General features: G+C 67.0%; 17 protein-coding genes. 14 read left to right on the top strand and 3 right to left on the bottom strand.

Annotated elements, in window-relative coordinates; translation table 11 throughout:
* Nucleotide 1: 1 nt before the first annotated feature.
* From ilvN to CETAM_RS05715, 6 genes are all read left to right on the top strand, one after another.
* The gene (gene ilvN, locus CETAM_RS05690) at nt 2–517 is read left to right on the top strand and encodes an acetolactate synthase small subunit (protein WP_156227804.1); all 516 of its coding nucleotides are present in this window, start codon (nt 2–4) and stop codon (nt 515–517) included.
* A 125-nt stretch (nt 518–642) separates the two neighbouring features.
* Nucleotides 643–1,656: a ketol-acid reductoisomerase gene (gene ilvC, locus CETAM_RS05695; RefSeq protein ID WP_156227806.1), complete on the top strand. Its 1,014-nt coding sequence runs from the start codon at nt 643–645 to the stop codon at nt 1,654–1,656.
* Between the two features lie 168 nt (nt 1,657–1,824).
* Complete coding sequence (locus tag CETAM_RS05700; protein ID WP_156227808.1) at nt 1,825–3,816, top strand: potassium transporter Kup; 1,992 nt, start codon at nt 1,825–1,827, stop codon at nt 3,814–3,816.
* A gap of 69 nt (nt 3,817–3,885) precedes the next feature.
* Nucleotides 3,886–5,223, top strand: a complete 1,338-nt coding sequence (locus tag CETAM_RS05705; protein ID WP_156227810.1) for an AI-2E family transporter — start codon at nt 3,886–3,888, stop codon at nt 5,221–5,223.
* A gap of 163 nt (nt 5,224–5,386) precedes the next feature.
* A complete protein-coding gene (locus tag CETAM_RS05710) occupies nt 5,387–6,133 on the top strand; it encodes a ZIP family metal transporter (protein ID WP_156227812.1) in 747 nt (248 codons plus the stop codon).
* A gap of 222 nt (nt 6,134–6,355) precedes the next feature.
* Nucleotides 6,356–6,841: a DUF2231 domain-containing protein gene (locus CETAM_RS05715; RefSeq protein WP_156227814.1), complete on the top strand. Its 486-nt coding sequence runs from the start codon at nt 6,356–6,358 to the stop codon at nt 6,839–6,841.
* A 92-nt stretch (nt 6,842–6,933) separates the two neighbouring features.
* Here CETAM_RS05715 and CETAM_RS05720 read toward each other — a convergent pair whose 3' ends face one another.
* Genes CETAM_RS05720 through CETAM_RS05730 form a run of 3 tightly spaced genes read right to left on the bottom strand, consistent with a single transcriptional unit; the run spans nt 6,934 to nt 9,387 of the window.
* Entirely contained in the window at nt 6,934–7,650 is a 717-nt protein-coding gene (locus CETAM_RS05720; protein WP_156227816.1) for an ABC transporter ATP-binding protein, read from the bottom strand.
* Nucleotides 7,643–8,416 (bottom strand): ABC transporter permease, encoded by a 774-nt coding sequence (locus CETAM_RS05725; RefSeq protein ID WP_156227818.1) that lies wholly within the window; start codon nt 8,414–8,416, stop codon nt 7,643–7,645. The genes CETAM_RS05720 and CETAM_RS05725 overlap by 8 nt, the downstream gene beginning before the upstream one ends.
* Entirely contained in the window at nt 8,413–9,387 is a 975-nt protein-coding gene (locus CETAM_RS05730; protein WP_156227820.1) for an ABC transporter substrate-binding protein, read from the bottom strand. The genes CETAM_RS05725 and CETAM_RS05730 overlap by 4 nt, the downstream gene beginning before the upstream one ends.
* Before the next feature lie 142 nt (nt 9,388–9,529).
* Here CETAM_RS05730 and CETAM_RS05735 point away from each other — a divergent pair, with 142 nt between their 5' ends.
* The 8 genes from CETAM_RS05735 to CETAM_RS05770 all read left to right on the top strand — a co-directional run bounded on the left by CETAM_RS05735 (nt 9,530) and on the right by CETAM_RS05770 (nt 18,873).
* Nucleotides 9,530–11,320, top strand: a complete 1,791-nt coding sequence (locus CETAM_RS05735) for a GmrSD restriction endonuclease domain-containing protein (RefSeq protein WP_156227822.1) — start codon at nt 9,530–9,532, stop codon at nt 11,318–11,320.
* Nucleotides 11,321–11,442: 122 nt separating this feature from the next.
* The gene (gene serA / locus CETAM_RS05740; RefSeq protein ID WP_156227824.1) at nt 11,443–13,032 is read left to right on the top strand and encodes a phosphoglycerate dehydrogenase; all 1,590 of its coding nucleotides are present in this window, start codon (nt 11,443–11,445) and stop codon (nt 13,030–13,032) included.
* A gap of 208 nt (nt 13,033–13,240) precedes the next feature.
* Nucleotides 13,241–13,789 (top strand): OsmC family protein, encoded by a 549-nt coding sequence (locus CETAM_RS05745; RefSeq protein WP_156227826.1) that lies wholly within the window; start codon nt 13,241–13,243, stop codon nt 13,787–13,789.
* 2 nt (nt 13,790–13,791) lie between these two features.
* Nucleotides 13,792–14,820 (top strand): acyl-CoA dehydrogenase, encoded by a 1,029-nt coding sequence (locus CETAM_RS05750; RefSeq protein WP_156227828.1) that lies wholly within the window; start codon nt 13,792–13,794, stop codon nt 14,818–14,820.
* Between the two features lie 3 nt (nt 14,821–14,823).
* Nucleotides 14,824–15,324: a flavin reductase family protein gene (locus tag CETAM_RS05755; protein ID WP_156227830.1), complete on the top strand. Its 501-nt coding sequence runs from the start codon at nt 14,824–14,826 to the stop codon at nt 15,322–15,324.
* A gap of 199 nt (nt 15,325–15,523) precedes the next feature.
* Complete coding sequence (locus tag CETAM_RS05760; protein ID WP_156227832.1) at nt 15,524–16,273, top strand: hypothetical protein; 750 nt, start codon at nt 15,524–15,526, stop codon at nt 16,271–16,273.
* 71 nt (nt 16,274–16,344) lie between these two features.
* Nucleotides 16,345–17,358 (top strand): 3-isopropylmalate dehydrogenase, encoded by a 1,014-nt coding sequence (locus tag CETAM_RS05765; RefSeq protein ID WP_156227834.1) that lies wholly within the window; start codon nt 16,345–16,347, stop codon nt 17,356–17,358.
* A gap of 42 nt (nt 17,359–17,400) precedes the next feature.
* Complete coding sequence (locus CETAM_RS05770) at nt 17,401–18,873, top strand: cell wall-binding repeat-containing protein (RefSeq protein ID WP_156227836.1); 1,473 nt, start codon at nt 17,401–17,403, stop codon at nt 18,871–18,873.
* Nucleotides 18,874–18,927 lie beyond the last annotated feature (54 nt).

Here is an 18,927-nt window from a genome sequence, read left to right on the forward strand (position 1 = left end):
CATGGCTCCCACCGATATCGTCCGTAACACGCTCAGCGTCCTCGTCCAGGACGTCGACGGCATCATCTCGCGCGTGGCCGGCATGTTCACCCGTCGTGGCTACAACCTGGTTTCGCTGGTCTCGGCGAACACCGAGACCGCGGGAATCAACCGCATCACGATTGTGGTCGACGCCAACGAACTGGTCATCGAGCAGGTGACCAAGCAGCTGAACAAGATCATCCCGGTGCTCAAGGTCGTCCGCCTGGAGGAGGACACCACCATCGCCCGCGGCATCATGCTGGTGAAGGTCAACGCAGACAACACCAATCGCCCGCAGGTGGTGGACGCCGCGAACATCTTCCGCGCCCGTGTCGTCGACGTCGCCCAGGAGTCCGTGGTCATCGAAGCCACCGGCACCCCGGGCAAGCTCCGTGCGCTGCTGGCGGTCCTCGAGCCCTTCGGCATCCGCGAGCTCGTCCAGTCCGGTCAGATTGCGCTCAACCGCGGACCGAAGACGCTGGCACCCTCCAAGTAGCAACCCCCAATCTCACCGGGTGAGACGTTCTGTATATTACGTCCACCATGTGAGGTACCCCTGTCTCATGATGTGGTACAAACGACATCAGTATCTGTATAAGACGAAAGGCGAGAATTTCTCCCATGGCTATTGAACTGCTTTACGATGCCGACGCTGACCTCTCCCTGATCCAGGGTCGCAAGGTCGCCATCATCGGCTACGGCTCCCAGGGCCACGCCCACGCGCAGAACCTGCGTGACTCCGGCGTCGAGGTCATCATCGGCCTGCGCGAGGGCTCCAAGTCCGCGGAGAAGGCCAAGGAGGCCGGCTTCGAGGTCAAGACCAACGCCGACGCCGCCGCCTGGGCTGACGTCATCATGCTGCTCGCCCCGGACACCTCCCAGGCCAGCATCTTCACCAACGACATCGAGCCGAACCTCAACGACGGCGACGCGCTGCTCTTCGGCCACGGCCTGAACATCCACTTCGACCTGATCAAGCCCGCCGACAACGTCGTCGTCGGCATGGTCGCCCCGAAGGGCCCGGGCCACCTCGTCCGCCGCCAGTTCGTCGACGGCAAGGGCGTCCCCTGCCTGATCGCCATCGACCAGGACCCGAAGGGCGACGGCCAGGCTCTCGCACTGTCCTACGCCGCCGCCATCGGTGGTGCCCGCGCAGGCGTCATCCCCACCACCTTCGAGGCCGAGACGGTCACCGACCTCTTCGGCGAGCAGGCTGTGCTCTGCGGTGGCACCGAGGAGCTCGTCAAGACCGGCTTCGAGGTCCTCACCGAGGCCGGCTACGAGCCGGAGATGGCCTACTTCGAGGTTCTGCACGAGCTCAAGCTCATCGTTGACCTGATGTTCGAGGGCGGCATCGCCAACATGAACTACTCGGTCTCCGACACCGCTGAGTTCGGCGGCTACCTCTCCGGCCCGCGCGTCATCGACGCCGACACCAAGCTCCGCATGAAGGACATCCTCACCGACATCCAGGACGGCACCTTCACCAAGCGCCTGATCGCCAACGTCGAGAACGGCAACACGGAGCTCGAGGGCCTGCGCAAGCAGTACGCCGAGCACCCGATCGAGGAGACCGGCGCCAAGCTGCGCGACCTCATGAGCTGGGTCAAGAACCCGCTCACCGCAACCGCCTAAACACCGGTAGCGCTGACTAGTCACAGGGGCCCGGCCTCCTACACATCGTAGGTGGCCGGGCCCCTGGCTTTCCTTCATGCGACGGTGTATCCCGGTCGGCGACACGGGGCTCCCAGGGGATCAGCTCAACCCGTAGCCAACTGCCTCCCGCAGGTGCACACTTATGCCATGGACAATTCTCGGCCCCGCACCTCGGCCGGTTCCCCCCAGCAGTCCCCGGAGAATGCAGTACCCACCTCCGCCACGTCGGCAGGCAAAGTCGGCGGGTCAGAGGGAAGGGCCCAGCCGGCGTCCTGGCCGCTCGCGCTCGGTGCGCTCGGGGTGGTCTTCGGTGACATCGGCACCAGCCCGCTGTACGCCCTGCACACCGCCTTCAGCATGAAACACAACGCGATCACCCCCGATCCACAGAATGTCTACGGGATCATCTCCATGGTCCTGTGGACTATCACCATCATCGTCACCGTCAAATATGTGCTGCTGGTGACCCGTGCGGACAACGACGGTCAAGGTGGCATCCTTGCCCTGGTCGCGCTGCTGCGACGTCATCTCACCGGACGCAGGAACCTGGGCACGGCGGTCACCCTCCTCGGCATGCTCGGCGCCGCCCTGTTCTACGGGGATGCGGTCATCACTCCCGCGATCTCCGTGCTCAGCGCCGTCGAAGGACTGTCCGTGGTCTCACCCGACCTGGGACGACTGGTCGTGCCCGTCTCCGTGGTGGTGCTCGCCCTCCTGTTCGCCGTCCAACCCTTCGGCACCGGCAAGGTGGCCCGCGCCTTCGGCCCCATCATGCTCGCCTGGTTCGCCACCATGGCGTTGCTGGGCATCCCGCAGATCATCGCCCACCCCCAGATCCTGGTGAGTCTCTCCCCACATTGGGCGATCGAGCTGGTGCTGCGTCATCCATTCCAGGCATTCGTCCTGCTGGGCGCGGTGGTGCTGACGGTCACCGGCGCTGAGGCGCTCTACGCCGACCTGGGGCATTTCGGTGCCAGGGCCATGCGCCTGGCCTGGCTCACGGCCGCGATGCCGGCCCTCGTGCTCGTCTATCTGGGGCAGGGCGCACTGGTCATCTCCACACCTGAAGCCGTGGCCAACCCCATGTTCTACCTCGCTCCGCCGGCCCTGCAGATTCCCCTGGTCATTTTCGCCACCATCGCGACCATCATCGCCTCCCAGGCGGTGATCTCGGGGACCTTCTCCGTGACCCGCCAAGCCATCCGTCTGGGCCTGCTGCCCCGACTGGCGGTGAAACACACCTCCCGGCGAGAAGAGGGACAGATCTATCTTTCGATGGTCAACTGGGGCCTGTTCGTCGCCGTCATGGCCCTGGTGCTGCTCTTCGCCTCCTCCGCCGAGCTGGCCAACGCCTACGGTCTGGCGGTCACCGGGACCCTGGTCCTGGAGTCTCTCCTGTTCCTGCTCTTCGCCTCCGCCGTCTGGCGCTGGGGCTGGTGGAAGATCGCTGCCTTTGCGACGCTGATCGGACTACTGGAGATCGCGCTGTTCGCCGCCAACGTCACCAAACTCTTCGCCGGCGGCTGGTTGCCGCTGCTGATAGCCGCGGCGGTGGTGCTGGTCATGACAACCTGGCTGGGTGGCAGTGACCGGGTCTCGACGATTCGCCGCGAGCTGGAAGGCCCCCTCCTGCCGTTCGTGGATGCCCTGCGGTCGACGCGGGTTCGGCGGGTTCCCGGTGTAGTGGTGTTCCCGCACGCCAGCCCCGACACCACCCCACTCGCCCTGGTCAGACTCGTCCGAGACTTCCACGTGCTCCATGAGCACGTGGTCATCGTGCGACTCGTCCATGCCAACGTCCCGCACGTACGCCCTGCAGAGCGGATCCGGGTCGACGACATCGGCTCGACGGCGGATGGCATCGTGCACGTGACCATCCGGGTCGGATTCATCGATGACCAGGATATCCCCCGCAATCTTGCCCTGGCCCTCGACCAGAGCCCTGAGCTGCACATCGACCTGGACCAGGCGCTGTACTTCCTCTCGGTGCTCACCCTCCGGCCGCCGCGCACGCCCCGGTTGCGTGACTGGCGGCAGAAACTGTTCCTCGCTCTGGAGAAGAATCAGGCCAACCGCACCGAAATCTTCCACCTTCCACCCACGCGAACCATCCTGCTGGGATCCGAACTGCACCTGTAGTTCGGCGAAGCCCACGGACCATCGCCTCGACGATTCCACTGGATCCACCCTCTTCAGGAGGTACCTGGGATGACCACCCCGAACAATCCCCGCCACATGCAGCCTCCGCCCCCGTCAGGGCCTGTTCCCGGGCAACCCGCTCCCGCCGGGGTGGTCGCCCTCTGGTCCGACACCGTGGGAAGGGCCGCCACCCGCTGCGGCCAGGTCCTGCTCATCGCGGCCGTCTCCGCCGGCGTGGTGTGGCTCCTGCTGCGGGTCTACCTCGTGATGATCGCGGCATTCGTGGCGCTGGTCTTCGCCTCCGCCGTCTACCCGCTGGTCAGATGGCTGGTGGGCAAGGGCTGGTCCCGGTTGTCGGCCACCGGAGTCGTGTTCGTGGGCATCTTCACCCTGTTGAGTGGAGTGGTCACGGAAATCGTCTTCGCGGTCCGCACTGAGTGGGACTCGTTGTCCACCTCCGCGGTGGAGGGGTGGCACCGGCTCCAGCAGTTCATCATGTCCGGGCCACTACCCGTTGACACCGGCGCCGTCGACAATGCCCTGCAGCGGGCCACCGGGCTGATCGCCAGCGGCACATTCCTCGGAAGTGCCGTGACCGGGATCACCATCGCCACGGAAGCGGTCACCGGGCTGATCCTCATGATCGTCATCCTGTTCTTCTTCCTCAAGGACGGGCCGAAGATATGGAACTTCACCCTGCGGTGGTTCCACGGGGACACCCGGGCGAAGCTCGCCGAGTCCGGGGACCGCACCATCCAGATCCTCGGCGGCTACGTGCGTGGCACGGTGATCATCAACGTCATTGAGGCTGTGGTGATCGGAGTGCCGTTGGCACTGCTCGGAGTCCCTCTGGCGTTGCCCCTGGCAGTCATCGTGTTCGTCCTGGGTTTCCTGCCCATCATCGGCGCCACCTTCGCCACCACTCTGGCCGCACTGGTGGCGTTGGTGACCAATGGCCTGGTCACCGCACTGATTATCGTTGCCCTGGCCATCGCCATCAATCAACTGGAGAGTCATCTCCTTCAACCCGTCATCATGGGGCGGACCCTGAGCCTGCACGCGATCGTTGTGCTGCTGGCACTGGCTGTGGGCACCCTGGTCGGCGGATTCTTCGGGGCCGTCCTCGCCGTCCCCCTGGCCGCCGTGGCCTGGGCGGTGATCCAGGTGTGGACCGACACCTACCAGGCTGGCGAGGACCCCGTTCTCGGGGAGGACCCGGTCAACCCTGAAAGCCGGGTGGGGTCGAAGTCGACCATGGCGCAACGCTGGAAGTACCAGCAGATGCGCTACCAGGAATTGTTTGACCTGAGCCCCGTGCAGGGAAAGCGGCGACAATCGCGGGGGAAGAACCCGTCCGACAACCTCACCGACCCTTCACGGCCCACGAGACCTGGAGGCAGACGCTGACCAGCTCCCCAAGGGCGGGCGGTGATATTTCCGGATCGGGATCCAGGAACTGTCATCCGGCAGTGGCTGTCACCCCTCTCAGCAGGTGAAAAGAGCATGTGACCGGACCGTGGGTGTATTCCGACCCCGTGGAGGATGCGATCATCGTGGAAAGGACAGGCAGATGCCAGACTGGCTGGCTGCAGGCGGAGCGGGCCTTAGCGCGGGGGCTGCGCTGCTGCTGGGCAGCGCGATCGCCTGGTTCATCTCCGTACCGACCCGTGTGGTCGCGGTGGTCATGGCCTTCGGCGCCGGGGTCCTGATCTCTGCCCTGTCTTTCGAGCTTGTGCAGGAAGCGGTGGAGCAGGGCGGACTGGTGGCCACCGCCTCCGGGTTTCTGGGCGGAGCGCTGGTCTATGTCGGCCTGAATATCCTTCTCGCCCGTCGCGGGGCCCGCCACCGCAAACGATCCGGAAACCAGCAGCCCTCAGCCGGGGAGAGCGGCGGAGCTGCGATCGCCCTGGGCGCCCTGATTGACGGCATCCCGGAATCCATGGTGCTGGGGCTGAGCTTTCTCACGGGCGGGGGCCTGAGCATCCCGATGCTCGCTGCGGTGTTCATCTCCAATGTCCCCGAAGGGCTCTCCAGCACCGCCGGTATGAAAAACGCCGGTCGCGGACCCGCCTACATCTTCGGCATCTGGGGTGGGATCTCCGTCCTCTCAGGTGTTGCTGCTTCAGCCGGCTACCTCCTGCTTGACAATGCTGCCCCGACCTCCCTTGCGTTCGTCAATGCCCTGGCTGCCGGAGCGATCCTGGCGATGATCACCGACACCATGGTCCCCGAGGCCTTCGAAGAGGCTTCCCTCTACTCGGGATTGATCGCCTCTCTGGGGTTCCTGGCTGCGTTCAGCCTCCATTCCCTCGGCTGATCATCGATATGACACAGGGCCTGAACATCATGGGGGACCCTTCTGACCAGGTCACCTTCCCTTTGCCGGCACTCGACTGGATCCCCTGAAACGACGTGATTCACCCGGTCAATTCACATCAACCCTTCAGACCTCGGGCGTACTGTCTGAGTTCAGGGAGATCCCCGAAGCCAGTCGTGTTCTCCCTGGCACGTGACGGCAACAGACCTGAAAGGCCTACCCATGCTGGAGATTCTTGGTCTTCCCACTCACATCCTCCTGCTCCATGCGGCGGTCGTCATCGTTCCGATGGCTGCCGTCAGCGGTATTGTCTACGCCCTGCGCCCGCCGTGGAGACGCCTCCTGGAGTGGCCGGTCATGGTCCTGGCGGTACTCGCGGCGGGACTGACGGTGTTCACCGCCAGCGCAGGAGAAGCCCTGGAACGCGCCCTGCCGCCCGGCCCACTGATCCAGGCTCACGCTGAGCAGGGGGAGCGACTCGAGATCGCCGTCGCCATGTACACCATCGCGGTGGTGCTGTCGGTCGCCGTCACTGGCCCATGGGTGGGCTCAAAAGTGCGGTTGCTGACCACATTGCGGGACACCCGCTGGCTGGTCCTGGCGATGCAGGTGCTCACTGTGCTGACCGGGCTGGTTGCGATCTACCAGGTGGTGGTCACCGGCCATACGGGTGCGCAGGCGGTGTGGACGGATTGGCGTACCGGTTAGCGGGTAGGCTTCGCCCCCTCAGTCCCTGAAGACCGCGTGGCCCACTGTTCCGGGTGGCCGTGGGAACGGGGGCTGACACACGGCCGCCCGGATCAGGGGTGCAGCAGGCCCAGGAGCTCACGGCGAAGCTCGGCGGGCGGCTCGACGTCGTGGCGGGGGCGGGGGAGGTCCACGGCGATGTCGGCGATGACGGTGGCGTCGGGGGAGGGGGACATCACGAGGATGCGGTCGGAGAGCAGGATCGCCTCATCCACGTCGTGGGTGACCATGACGACGGTACGGCGGTCCGCCTCCCAGAGCCCCAGCAGCTGCAGCTGAAGCTCCCGACGGGTGAGGGCGTCGAGGGCGCCGAAGGGTTCGTCGAGAAGCAGGATCTCGGGTTCGACGGCGAAGGCGCGGGCGATGCCGACACGCTGCTGCATGCCGCCGGACAGGCGGGCGGGGCGGCGGTCGGCGGCGTGGGCGAGGCCGACCATGTCGAGGTGGCGGTCGGCGATCTGGCGACGTTCAGACGCGGAGAGTTCCGGGCGGACGGAGCGCAGGCCGAACTCGATGTTGCCGCGGGCGGTGAGCCAGGGCAGGAGGGCGTGGTCCTGGAAGACGACGGCGCTGCGGCCGTCGACGGTGATCTCCCCGGTGGAGGGATGATCGAGCCCGGCGATCATGGACAGGATCGTGGATTTTCCGCACCCGGAGGGGCCGAGGAGGGAGACGAACTGGCCGGGGGAGACGTCGATGGAGGTGGGCGCGATGATGCGGGTCGGGCCGTAGGATCGGGTGATTTTCTCGAGGGTGATCGTGTTAGTCATAACGGACCGTCTTCTGTAGTGCTCCGATGAGGTGGTCGAGGATGAGGCCGGTCAGACCGATGAGGACGATGGCGACGACGATGGCGTCGATGTCCAGACGGTTCCACATGTTCCACACGAAGAAGCCGATGCCCTGACCTCCCACCAGCATCTCCGCCGCGATGATGACCAGCCAGGAGGTGGACAGCGAGAGCCGCAGGCCCGTGATGATGCCGGGCAGGGTGGCCGGCAGCCACACCCGGGTGACGGCCAGCCACAGCGGGGTGCCCAGGGTGGAGGTGAGTTTGAGGTAGGTCGGGTGGATGTGGAGGACGGCGTCGATGGTGTTGATGAGGATCGGCCACAACGCGGACAGGACGATGACGAAGACGGCGGTGCGCTCGGCGTCGAGAAGCAGGGCGAGGCCGATGGGCAGCCAGGCCAGGGGGGAGACCGGGCGCAGGATCTGGATGAGCGGATCCACGGCCCAGCGCAGGATCTGCAGGCGGCCGAGCAGGAAGCCCAGGGGGATGGCGATCAGCGCGGCGATGAGGAAGCCGATGAGGACGCGCCGCAGGCTGGTGAGCAGGTGCCAGAAGATTCCGACGCTGCCCGGGCCTTCCCGGTAGAAGGGGTCGGAGAGGATCTCCACGCCGCGCGTCCACACACCACCAGGGGTGGGGGCGAGGTCGGCGAGCAGGCCTGCGGAGACCGCGCCCTGCCAGCCGAGGATGAAGAGGGCGAACATCGCCAGGCCGAGGAGGCCGGCCTTCACGCGGTCATTCATGCGAGCTCCCAACGGGTGAGCTGCCGGCGCATCCAGGCGGTGGCTGCGGGGTCGGTGGCGTCGCCGAAGTGGATGCGTTCGGGGTCGATGACGTCCTCACCCGCCCAGTTCCTGTAGGCACCCTGCAGCACCGGGGAGATGAGCGCCGCGGGCTGGTTGAGGTAGATCTCGCGCGAGAGCATGTCGGCGGCCTCGGTGTGGTTGCCCGGGGCGTTGAGGAATGACGAGGCCTCGGCGAGTGCGTCGGTGACCGCGAGGGCTTCTCCCGGGTGGGCCTGCCGCCAGTCGTCGCCCATGGCGATTGCGCAGCAGGGGTGGCGGTCCCAGAACTCCTTCGTCATGTGCAGGACGCGGCCCGAACCGGTGGCCAGGGCCCGCTGGTTGAAGGGCTCCGGGCCGATGAACCCGTCGATCCCGCCGACCTCGAGCTGGGCGACCATGTCGGCCGGGCGCAGGAGCCGCAGCTCCAGGTCGGCGACGGGGTCGACGCCGTGGGCGGCGAGCTGGTCGCGGAGCAGCAGCGAGTGGATGGAGTACTCGAAGGGGATGCCGATGACGCGTCCCTTCAGATCCGCGAGTCCGTTGACCTCGGAGTGGAGACGGGAGGCCACGGTGATGGCCTGACCGTTGGTGTTGAGTGTGTACGCCAGCGTGGTGGGCCGGGAGGTGGGTGTCACGGCCATGGGGGAGAGCATGTGGGTGACGTGCAGCTGTCCGGTGAGGTAGGCGGACCACAGGTCTGCCCACCCTGCGAAGCGGCGGAGCCGGACGTTGAGGCCGCGGCGCTGGAAGGCGCCGAGGGCGTCGGCGGCGAGCAGCGGGGAGGAGCACGCGATGGGGACGTAGCCGATGGTCAGCGCATCCCCGGCGTCCGGGCCGGCGGGCATGGCGCCGACGGCCCTGCCGCCGAGCACCCCGAGTGTGCCGAGGGCGGCGGCGCCGAGGAAAGTGCGCCGGGTGAATATGGCCACGTGGAACCTCCGGTTCGGAAGAGGTAGACAGAACGGTCTTTATCGGGACTTGACCACTGTACAGCTCGGTATGCCGCCATGTCGAACTTTCATTCACCGTGCCCTGCAGCGCGGCCCCACCGCCGGGGATAGACTCATCGCCATGGGTTTCACCACGCCGAGCTACGACCTGCCAGATCTTTTCGCCCGCATCGACCGCGGGGATCTCCAGCTCCCTGATTTTCAGCGGTCCTACTCCTGGGACGTCGACCGCATCAGGGCGCTCGTCGTGACGGTCCTGCGTGGTTATCCCGTCGGCTCGCTGCTGTCGCTGGACACCCGGAACGCCCCCCTGCGTTTCCGTCCCCGGCCGATCGCCGGCGCGCCCGCCCCGACGTCATCGCCGGGGCTGCTGCTTCTCGACGGCCAGCAGCGCCTGACCACCCTCTACCACTGCCTGCGCGGGGACGGCGCGGTGGACACCGTCGATTTCCGTTCCAAGCGGATCCGCCGCACCTTCTACGTCGACGTCTCCCGCGCGGTGGAATCCGAGGTGATGCCCGATGAGGCGGTGTTCTCCGTCGACGAGGAAGGCAGCGTGAGGTCCCACTTCGGGCCGGAGATCCCCGGCGGCATCACGGACCGGGAGGCGGCGATCGCCCACGGGTGCATCCCCGTGTCGGCCCTGCTCTGGGAGGCCGGCACGGACCTCCTCTTCGACGTCGCCGCCCACGATCCCGGCGCCCGGGAGGACGTGAAGCGTTTCTACGACCGCACCGTCAAACCCCTGGCCGCCTACGACATCCCGATGATCCGGCTGGCGCGGGAAACCGCCCAGACCGGTATCGGCTCCATCTTCGCCCAGGCGAACTCCGCCGGCCTGCAGATGGACGTGTTTGAACTGCTCACCGCTGTCTTCGGCACCGAGGACCCGGACTTCTCCATGGTGCAGGACTGGGAGCAGACGGAACGGGAGCTGCGCCGGTACCCGGCCCTCGACGGGGTCGAGCGGACCGACTTCCTCACCGCCGTCTCCCTGCTGGTCACCTCCCGCAAGGGGCAGGCGAAGGGACAGCGTGAGGACATCCTCAACCTCACGTTGGCGGACTATCTGCAGGCGCGGGCCGAGCTGCGGATCACCTTCCGCGAGACCGCGGAGTTCCTCTCCCAGCGCTGCATGCTCACCATCGAGCAGGTGCCGTACACCGCGCAGCTGATACCGCTGGCCGTCATCTTCGCCCGGTTGGCGGAAACCCCGAGGGCACTGGCGTCCGCCCGGGCGTGGGACAGGCTCAACCAGTGGTTCTGGTGCGGCATCCTCGGCGAGCTCTACGGCTCAGCCGCCGTGACCAACCGTGCTGCCCGGGACGTCGACCAGGTCACCTCCTGGATCTGCGACGCTTCCGCGGAAACGCCCAGGACGATCGGCGACGCCACCTTCTCCGAGTCCAGGTTGTTCTCGGTGCGGGAGAATTCCGGGGTGTACCAGGGGATCTATGCCCTGCTGATGGGGCGCGGCGCCCGCGACTGGCGTACCTCACAGCCCTTCGACCGCTGGACCTTCCCCGACCTTCAGCCTGGTTTCCACCGGGTGTTCCCCGCAGAATGGTGCCGGGACAACCACATTGAGCCGGTCGTGGCGGACAGCGTGCTCAACCGCACTCCCATGGGCAAACGCACCGAGGTGGTCATCGAGGGCTACTCGCCCACGCAGTACCTCTCGCGGGTGCAGACGAAATCGCTTCTCGACGACGCCGACTTCGACACCGTCCTGGCCACCCATGAACTCGACCCGGAACTGCTGCACCGCTCCGACTTCCACGCCTTCCTCCGCGACCGCCGGGTCCGGTTCCTCGGGATGGTGGAACACGCGATGGGCAAGCCGGTCGTCAGGGACGTCGACGACCTCGATTACAGCGGGGGTGACGAAGGTCCCAACGCGTTCCGCGAGTGAACGGGGGTGGTCCCCGACGTGGCCTGGCTCATAAATGAGCAGGTCGTGGCACGACCCCAACATGCACCGACTAAAGTGTCATACGTTCCACGCCCTCATTTACGAAGCAGGAGTACACACCCGTGAGCAAGCCCGTCGTCCTTATTGCCGACAAACTGGCACCGTCCACCGTAGACGCGCTCGGAGACGCCGTGGAGGTGCGCTGGGTCGACGGCCCGAACACCCCGGAGCTGCTCGCCGCCGTCCCGGAGGCTGACGCTCTGCTGGTCCGTTCCGCGACCACCGTCACCCGCGAGGTCCTCGAGGCCGCCCCGAAGCTGAAGATCGTCGGCCGTGCCGGCGTCGGGCTGGACAACGTCGACATCGACGCAGCCACCGAGCGTGGCGTCATGGTCGTCAACGCTCCGACCTCGAACATCCACTCCGCCTGCGAGCACGCCATCGCCCTGCTCATGGCCACCGTGCGCCAGATCCCGGCCGCAGACGCGACCCTGCGTCAGGGCGAGTGGAAGCGCTCCGCTTTCAAGGGTGTGGAGATCTTCGGCAAGACCGTCGGCGTCGTCGGTTTCGGTCACATCGGTCAGCTGTTCGCCCAGCGCCTGTCGGCCTTCGAGACGGACATCATCGCCTACGACCCGTACGCGAACCCGACCCGCGCCGCACAGCTCGGCGTCGAGCTCGTCGAGCTGGATGAGCTCGTCTCCCGCGCCGACATCATCACCATCCACCTTCCCAAGACCAAGGAGACGGCCGGCATGTTCAATGCCGAGCTGCTCGCCAAGTCCAAGAAGGGCCAGATCATCATCAACGCCGCCCGCGGCGGCCTGGTTGATGAGCAGGCACTGGCGGACGCCATCAGGTCCGGTCACATCTGGGGCGCCGGCTTCGACGTGTTCTCCACCGAGCCGTGCACCGACTCCCCGCTGTTCGAGCTGCCGCAGGTCGTTGTCACCCCGCACCTGGGCGCATCCACGGAGGAGGCCCAGGACCGCGCCGGTACCGACGTCGCCGCATCCGTGCTCAAGGCACTGGCCGGCGAGTTCGTCCCGGACGCCGTCAACGTCTCCGGCGGTCGTGTCGGCGAAGAGGTCGCCCTGTGGCTGGAGCTCACCCGCAAGCTCGGCCTGCTGGCCGGTCAGCTTCTCGACGCCGCCCCGGTCGACCTTGAGGTCGTGGCCCGCGGCGAGCTGTCCACCGAGGATGACCTGTCCGTGCTCGGCCTCTCCGCCGTGCGTGGCCTGTTCTCCGCCACCACCGACGAGCCGGTCACCTTCGTCAACGCCCCGAACATCGCCGAGACCCGCGGTCTCGATTACAAGGTGGACACCGCCACCGAGTCCACCACCCACCGTTCCTCGGTCGAGGTCAAGGCCATCGGTTCGGACGGCTCCTCCCGTACCGTGGTCGGCACCCTCACCGGCCTGGACCGCGTGGAGAAGATCGTGCGTATCGACGACCGCGGTCTGGACATGCGTGCCGAGGGCCGCAACCTCTTCCTGGAGTACACCGACGCCCCGGGTGCCCTGGGCAAGGTCGGCTCCCAGCTGGGCGAGGCCGGCATCAACATCGAGGCCGCCGCTCTGACCCAGGCAGCCAAGGGTGACGGCGCCATCCTCATCCTGCGTGTCGACGGAGAGGTCCCGGCCTCCCTGGAGAAGCAGATCGCCGAGTCGCTGGGCGCCACCGCAGCCGTCCAGCTCGACCTGAACTAGACTGACTGGTCTCCGGACCGGGAGAGGGCCCTCATCGCATGTGTGCGGTGGGGGCCTTTTATTCATTCGGATCGACGGGGAAAGCCCTGCACAATGGGCGTTCCGGACGGGGTGGACTGCAATTGCAGACTGAGCGGTATGGCATTTATATACAAGCTAGGTTAGTCTCTCTGAAAGTAAAGCCAGCTTTCGCATAAAGGAGACATCCATGTCCGACCTCACCCCGAACCACCAGCAGGGTCAGCCGCTCGAGCCCATCGATGCGGAGAAGCTCGCCCAGCTCGCGGAGAAGAACATCAACAACCCCGAGGGTGGACGCAAGGTCATTCGTACCCACACGCAGGCTGACGGCAAGTTCCGCAACTACACCCGGGTCCGCGGTCTGGATCCGGTGCTCGTCTCCGAGCCGCCGGCACTGCTGGGCGATGACACCGCCCCGAACCCCACCGAGATCGCCCAGGCCGGCCTGGCGGCCTGCATCTCCGTGGGCATCCAGGCCATCGCCACCCACCGTGGCGTCACCCTGACCAAGATCGCCATCGACATCGAGTCCGACATCGATGTGTCCCCGACCTGGGGCGTGGGCGACCTCGCCGAGGACAAGCGTCCCGGCGTGTCCGACGTTCGCGTCAAGATCGACCTCGAGGGCGACGCCGACCGCGAGACCCTCGACCAGATCCAGAAGGACGCCATCAAGTGGTCGCCCGTGGTCAACACCTACACCCGTCCGGCCAACCTGACCTCCGAGCTGGTCTGAGCATGACCACAGCCATCCTGGAGAGGATCGCGGAGAACGCGAAGGCCGTTGACAAGAACGAGATCCCGGCCCGCTACGGCCTGGAGCTGCTCGGCGAGCAGAAGCTGTTCATCCGCGACAGCCTGCGCGACACCGCCCGTCAGCTTCGCCAGATCTCCGGTGAGGACCTGTCCGTCGCCTTCGGCATCTGGGCGCACACCATGGTCATCACCTACCTGCGGACCGCGGACACCGACTACGCCCACCGCATTCTCCCGTCCCTGGAGGCCGGCGAGCGTCCGGGCGTCACCGGGATGGCACCCGCCTTCAAGGAGGCCGCCGGTGCAGGCACCATTGATCTGACCGCGACCCCCGTGGACGGCGGCATCCGTCTCAACGGCCGCCTGGCCTGGGCGTCCAACCTGGCTGATGACGCCGTGATCGTCACCGCCGGCCGCACCCCGGCGGGGGAGCGCCTGCTCCTGGCCTTCGACGGCGACGCCGAAGGTGTGACGCTGGGAACCCCGTTCGCGCTGCTGGGACTCAACGCCACCGCCTCGGCGTGGGTCACCCTCGAGGACGTCTTCGTGCCGGAGGAGCAGATCCTCTCCCGCGATTTCGAGGCTTTCATCTCCGCGGTGCGCCCGACCTTCATGATCCTGCAGACCTCCGAGTGCCTCGGTGTGGCCGACGCCGCCATCAGCGCCGCCGCCACCCGCCTGAGCGGCATCAACGAGGTCCTCAAGGAGGATGTGGAGCAGGTCCGTGACCGGGTCACCCATCTCATCCAGGCGCAGGAACTCACCGCCTCCACCATCGATGAGGGTTCCGTGGTGGACCGGGTCGCGCTGCTCGAGCTGCGCCTCGCCGCGGCGGAGGTCGCGGGTGCGGCCACCGGCCTGGAGGTCCGCGTGGCCGGCGGCGCCGGTTATGCCCAGAGCTCCCCGGCGTCCCGTCGTTTCCGTGAGGCCGCCTTCATCCCGGTACAGTCCCCGTCCGAGACCCAGCTCAAGTGGGAGCTGGGCCGCGCGAAGGCCCAGAAGGAGAACTAGAAGATGACGTGCGCCGATCTCACCGTGACCGGGGACCAGCTGCGGGCGGCCGTGGGGACCTTCCCCTCCGGCGTCACCATCGTGACCACGCGTTCCGGGGGTGAGGACGTCGGCCTGACCGTCAGCGCCTTCTCATCGCTGTCGCTGGAACCGGCGATGGTCGTGCTCAGCGTGGACAACGGCTCAACGTCCCTGCCGCATCTCACGGTCGGCGCACCCGTCGGCGTCTCCGTCCTGGCGGAGGGGCAGGGCGGGTTGGCCAGGCAGTTCGCCATCCGCGGCATCGACCGTTTCGCCGGGGTGGACGTCCTCCGCCGCGGCCGGGGCGTCGCGCTGATCGACGGCGCCGCCGCCTGGTTCGCCGGGGAGATCGTCAACGCGTTCCCGGGCGGGGACCACACCATCCTCACCGTCTCGGTCGCCGAGTGCGGCACCCGGGACGACGCCCGCCCGCTGCTGTATCAGCGCGGCCGCACCTATGACTGGGTGGCGGACGCCTCTTAGCGGTGCTTCCCCGGATGGGGGCACGGCGGGAGTGTTGTCGGCCCTCCGGGGCCAGCGTGGTCAACGTTGAGTGCCCCGTAGGTGTGCCGGGCCTGGCGTCCCCTTGGAAAAGACATCGCCTGTACTGCTGAAACGATGGCGATGAGAACAATGTCACAAATGTTGCGGCCATAAGGTAATACGATTTAGCTTTTAACGTATGACCATAATAGAGACCACTGCGCCCGCTTCCCGCCCGTCCGTCTCCGGCACTGTTTCGGGCCCGCCTTCCGACTCGGTCGCCGGCACCGTCTACCGCACCCTCGCCCTCATCTTCGGCGGCATCCTCCTCGTCGTGGGTATCGCTGCGCTGTCGGGCGGCCGCTTCGCCGACAGCTTCATCGCTGAGGAGATGGACCGTCAGAACATCACCATGCCCACCGCGGAAGCCATTGACGGCCAGCTCGAGAAGGGCCGCATCGACCAGCAGACCGCCGAAGAACTGCGCCCCTTCGACGGTGAACTGATGTCCAACGGCAACCATGCCAAGGCCTATGCCGGCTATATCCAGGACCACATGACTGCTGCCGGCGCCGCCTCCGGTCTGCCGGCGGAGCAGGCCACCTACTCCGGCATCGGCTCCGCCTACTCCGAGGTCCAGGCTGAGCTGAGCAGCGAGATCGCCGCCCAGAACCCGAAGGCGTCCGAAGAGGAAATTTCCGCCCTGGTGGCCAAGGAGATCGCAGATCCCACGTCTCGTTACGAGGCTGCCCGTGAAGCTGCTTCTCTGGCGTCTCTGCGCTTCGACACCATGTTCAACGGCAACATGCTCGTGGGCACGCTTCTCAACGTCTACGGCTGGGGCCTGATCGGCACCATCGCCACCTGGGCGGGCATCGCCCTGACGGGTGTCGGCGCGCTGCTGATCCTGGGCAGCTTCCTCCTTCGCCCCCGCACCAACCGCCGGTAGCGCTCCGCCGGTCCCCGGCCGGCTGGTAGGATTCGGATGAAGTCCATCAGGTGAGAAAGGGATCCCACATAATGAAACTTGCAGTCATCGGCGGAGACGGTATCGGCCCGGAGGTCACCGACGAAGCCCTCAAGGTCCTCCGCGCCGTCCGCGACGACATCGAGACCACCGACTACGACCTCGGCGCCCGCCGTTACCTGCGTAACGGCGAGCTTCTCACCGACGAGGACCTGGCCTCCCTGCGCGAGCACGACGCCATCCTGCTCGGCGCGATCGGCGCCCCGGGCGAGGTCCCGCCGGGAATCCTCGAGCGTGGCCTGCTGCTGAAGATGCGCTTCGCACTCGACCACCACGTCAACCTGCGCCCGTCCAAGCTCTACGAGGGCGTCGAGTCCCCGCTGAAGAACCCCGGAGAGATCGACTTCGTCGTCGTCCGCGAGGGCACCGAGGGCGCCTACACCGGCAACGGTGGCGCCATCCGCGTGGGCACCCCGCATGAGGTGGCCAACGAAACCTCGGTCAACACCCGCTACGGCGCCGAGCGCGTCGTCCGCTACGCCTTCGAGCTGGCCATGACCCGCCGCCAGCACCTCACCCTGGTCCACAAGACCAATGTGCTGGTCCACGGCGGCGGAATGTGGCAGCGCACCGTCGACGAGGTCGCCACCGAGTACCCCGAGGTCACCGTCGACTACAGTCACATCGACGCCGCCACCATCTACATGGTGACCAACCCCTCGCGTTTCGACGTCATCGTCACCGACAACCTCTTCGGCGACATCATCACCGATGAAGCGGGTGCAGTCTCCGGCGGCATCGGCCTGGCCGCCTCCGGCAACATCGACGCGACCGGCACCAACCCCTCCATGTTCGAGCCGGTCCACGGCTCCGCACCGGACATCGCCGGCCAGGGCATCGCCGATCCGACCGCGGCGATCCTCTCCGCCGCGATGCTGCTGCGCCACCTCGGGGACGAGGACAACGCCGCGCGGATTGAGGCGGCGGTGGCCGCGGACGTGGCCGAGCGGGAGGGTCAGATCCGTACCACGGATGTTGGTGACCGCATCGCCGCAGCACTCCAGTAGGGTGAACGCGACCGCATAAGTTCACCACCTGAAGGGGCGCACATGAGGCGACTGGTTGCCGCGCTGGCCATGACCACCACACTGACACTGGTGGCGGGGTGCACCACCTCGGAAGGCGACGACGCCGCCGAGGGCCGGGAAACCCTGCCGATGGAGTCCTCTGAGGTCGTCGTGGACACCGACACCGTCAGCCGTCTCTTCACCTCCTCCGACGTCGTGGTCGTCGCGGGCTCCACGCCCGCGGACCAGCGCCGGGCGGTGGAGATCGCCGTGGCCACCGGAGCTCCCCTGCTTTCCGACGTCGCGCTTCTCCCCGCCGAGGTCGACCGCCTCGGCGCCTCCCGCATCATCGCGGTGGGGGAGACGGGCCCCCTGCCGGAGGGCCCGGAGGTCATCGCCGCCACCGCGGGCGAGAACGCCGAGCCGATCACGGTCGCGGAGATCGCGGCGCTGGCTCCTCAAGAGCTGGAGGGCGTCGACGGCGTTGAGCCCGCCACCCCCGAATTCGCCATGCCACCCGTGCTGGTGACGCCGGAAACCTCGGTGCAGGCCGCCGCCACGGCGCGCGCCGCAGGCGCCGAGTTGACCGTCCTCGACCACCCCGACCCGCGTCTGACCAGCGAGTCCATGGCACTGGTCACCGGGCAGGACGTCCTGGCCCTCGGGGAGCAGTTCGGCAGCCAGGAGCGCTTCGACCGCGCGGTGGAGCTCGCCGCCAACGGTGAACTGCCCGGCGGCGGAGGCCTGCTCTTCCCCGGCCGACGCATGATCGCCTTCTACGGCCACCCCTGGGGTGGAGACCTCGGTGTGATGGGCGAGCAGCCGCCGGCGGAGGCCGTCGCCCGGGTCGAGGAGCACATCAAAAACTACCAGGCCCTCGAGGAGCAGCCGGTCGTCCCGGCCTTCGAGATCATCGTCACCGTCGCCTCCGAGTTCCCGGGCGATGACGGCAAGTACAGCAACGTCGGCGACCCCGCCGAGTTCATCGGCTACATCGACGCCATCACCGAGGCAGGCGGCTACGCCTTCCTGGATCTCCAGCCCGGCCAGGCCAGCTTCCTGGAGCAGGCCAAGGTCTACGAGGACCTGCTCGCACGTCCCAACGTCGGACTGGCGCTCGACCCCGAATGGAACCTCCAGCCAGGCGAGCAGCCGCTTCAGCGCGTGGGCCATGCCGAGGCCGCCGAGATCAACGAGGTCGCCGACTGGCTGGCCCAACTCGTGCGCGACAACGACCTGCCCCAGAAGGGGCTGATCGTCCACCAGTTCCAGATGCAGATGCTGCGGGACCGCGAGCAGATCAACACCGACCACCCGGAGCTGGCCTTCATCCTCCACGCGGACGGTCACGGCGTGGCCGGGGAGAAGTTCGCCACCTGGGACGCCGTCCGCCAGGGGCTGGACGACAACTGGTTCATGGCCTGGAAGAACTTCATCGACGAGGACAGCCCCACCTTCACCCCGCAGCAGACCTACGACATCGAACCCCGCCCCTGGTTCGTGTCCTACCAGTAGGGGTGACCAGTTCGGTGAAACCCCCCGCCCGTTGACGGGAAGCAACCTAGGGTG

The organism is Corynebacterium comes, from assembly GCF_009734405.1.
Taxonomy (GTDB): Bacteria; Actinomycetota; Actinomycetes; order Mycobacteriales; family Mycobacteriaceae; genus Corynebacterium; species Corynebacterium comes.

Excerpts from the sequence above, each read along its gene's own strand:
- ilvC (WP_156227806.1), top strand. The coding sequence starts at position 643 with ATGGCTATTGAACTGCTTTACGATGCCGACGCTGACCTCTCCCTGATC.
- CETAM_RS05745 (WP_156227826.1), top strand. The coding sequence starts at position 13,241 with ATGTCCGACCTCACCCCGAACCACCAGCAGGGTCAGCCGCTCGAGCCC.
- CETAM_RS05700 (WP_156227808.1), top strand. The coding sequence starts at position 1,825 with ATGGACAATTCTCGGCCCCGCACCTCGGCCGGTTCCCCCCAGCAGTCC.
- CETAM_RS05720 (WP_156227816.1), bottom strand. The coding sequence starts at position 7,650 with ATGACTAACACGATCACCCTCGAGAAAATCACCCGATCCTACGGCCCG.
- CETAM_RS05765 (WP_156227834.1), top strand. The coding sequence starts at position 16,345 with ATGAAACTTGCAGTCATCGGCGGAGACGGTATCGGCCCGGAGGTCACC.
- CETAM_RS05725 (WP_156227818.1), bottom strand. The coding sequence starts at position 8,416 with ATGAATGACCGCGTGAAGGCCGGCCTCCTCGGCCTGGCGATGTTCGCC.
- CETAM_RS05750 (WP_156227828.1), top strand. The coding sequence starts at position 13,792 with ATGACCACAGCCATCCTGGAGAGGATCGCGGAGAACGCGAAGGCCGTT.
- CETAM_RS05760 (WP_156227832.1), top strand. The coding sequence starts at position 15,524 with ATGACCATAATAGAGACCACTGCGCCCGCTTCCCGCCCGTCCGTCTCC.
- CETAM_RS05755 (WP_156227830.1), top strand. The coding sequence starts at position 14,824 with ATGACGTGCGCCGATCTCACCGTGACCGGGGACCAGCTGCGGGCGGCC.
- CETAM_RS05715 (WP_156227814.1), top strand. The coding sequence starts at position 6,356 with ATGCTGGAGATTCTTGGTCTTCCCACTCACATCCTCCTGCTCCATGCG.
- CETAM_RS05770 (WP_156227836.1), top strand. The coding sequence starts at position 17,401 with ATGAGGCGACTGGTTGCCGCGCTGGCCATGACCACCACACTGACACTG.
- CETAM_RS05735 (WP_156227822.1), top strand. The coding sequence starts at position 9,530 with ATGGGTTTCACCACGCCGAGCTACGACCTGCCAGATCTTTTCGCCCGC.
- ilvN (WP_156227804.1), top strand. The coding sequence starts at position 2 with ATGGCTCCCACCGATATCGTCCGTAACACGCTCAGCGTCCTCGTCCAG.
- CETAM_RS05710 (WP_156227812.1), top strand. The coding sequence starts at position 5,387 with ATGCCAGACTGGCTGGCTGCAGGCGGAGCGGGCCTTAGCGCGGGGGCT.
- CETAM_RS05705 (WP_156227810.1), top strand. The coding sequence starts at position 3,886 with ATGACCACCCCGAACAATCCCCGCCACATGCAGCCTCCGCCCCCGTCA.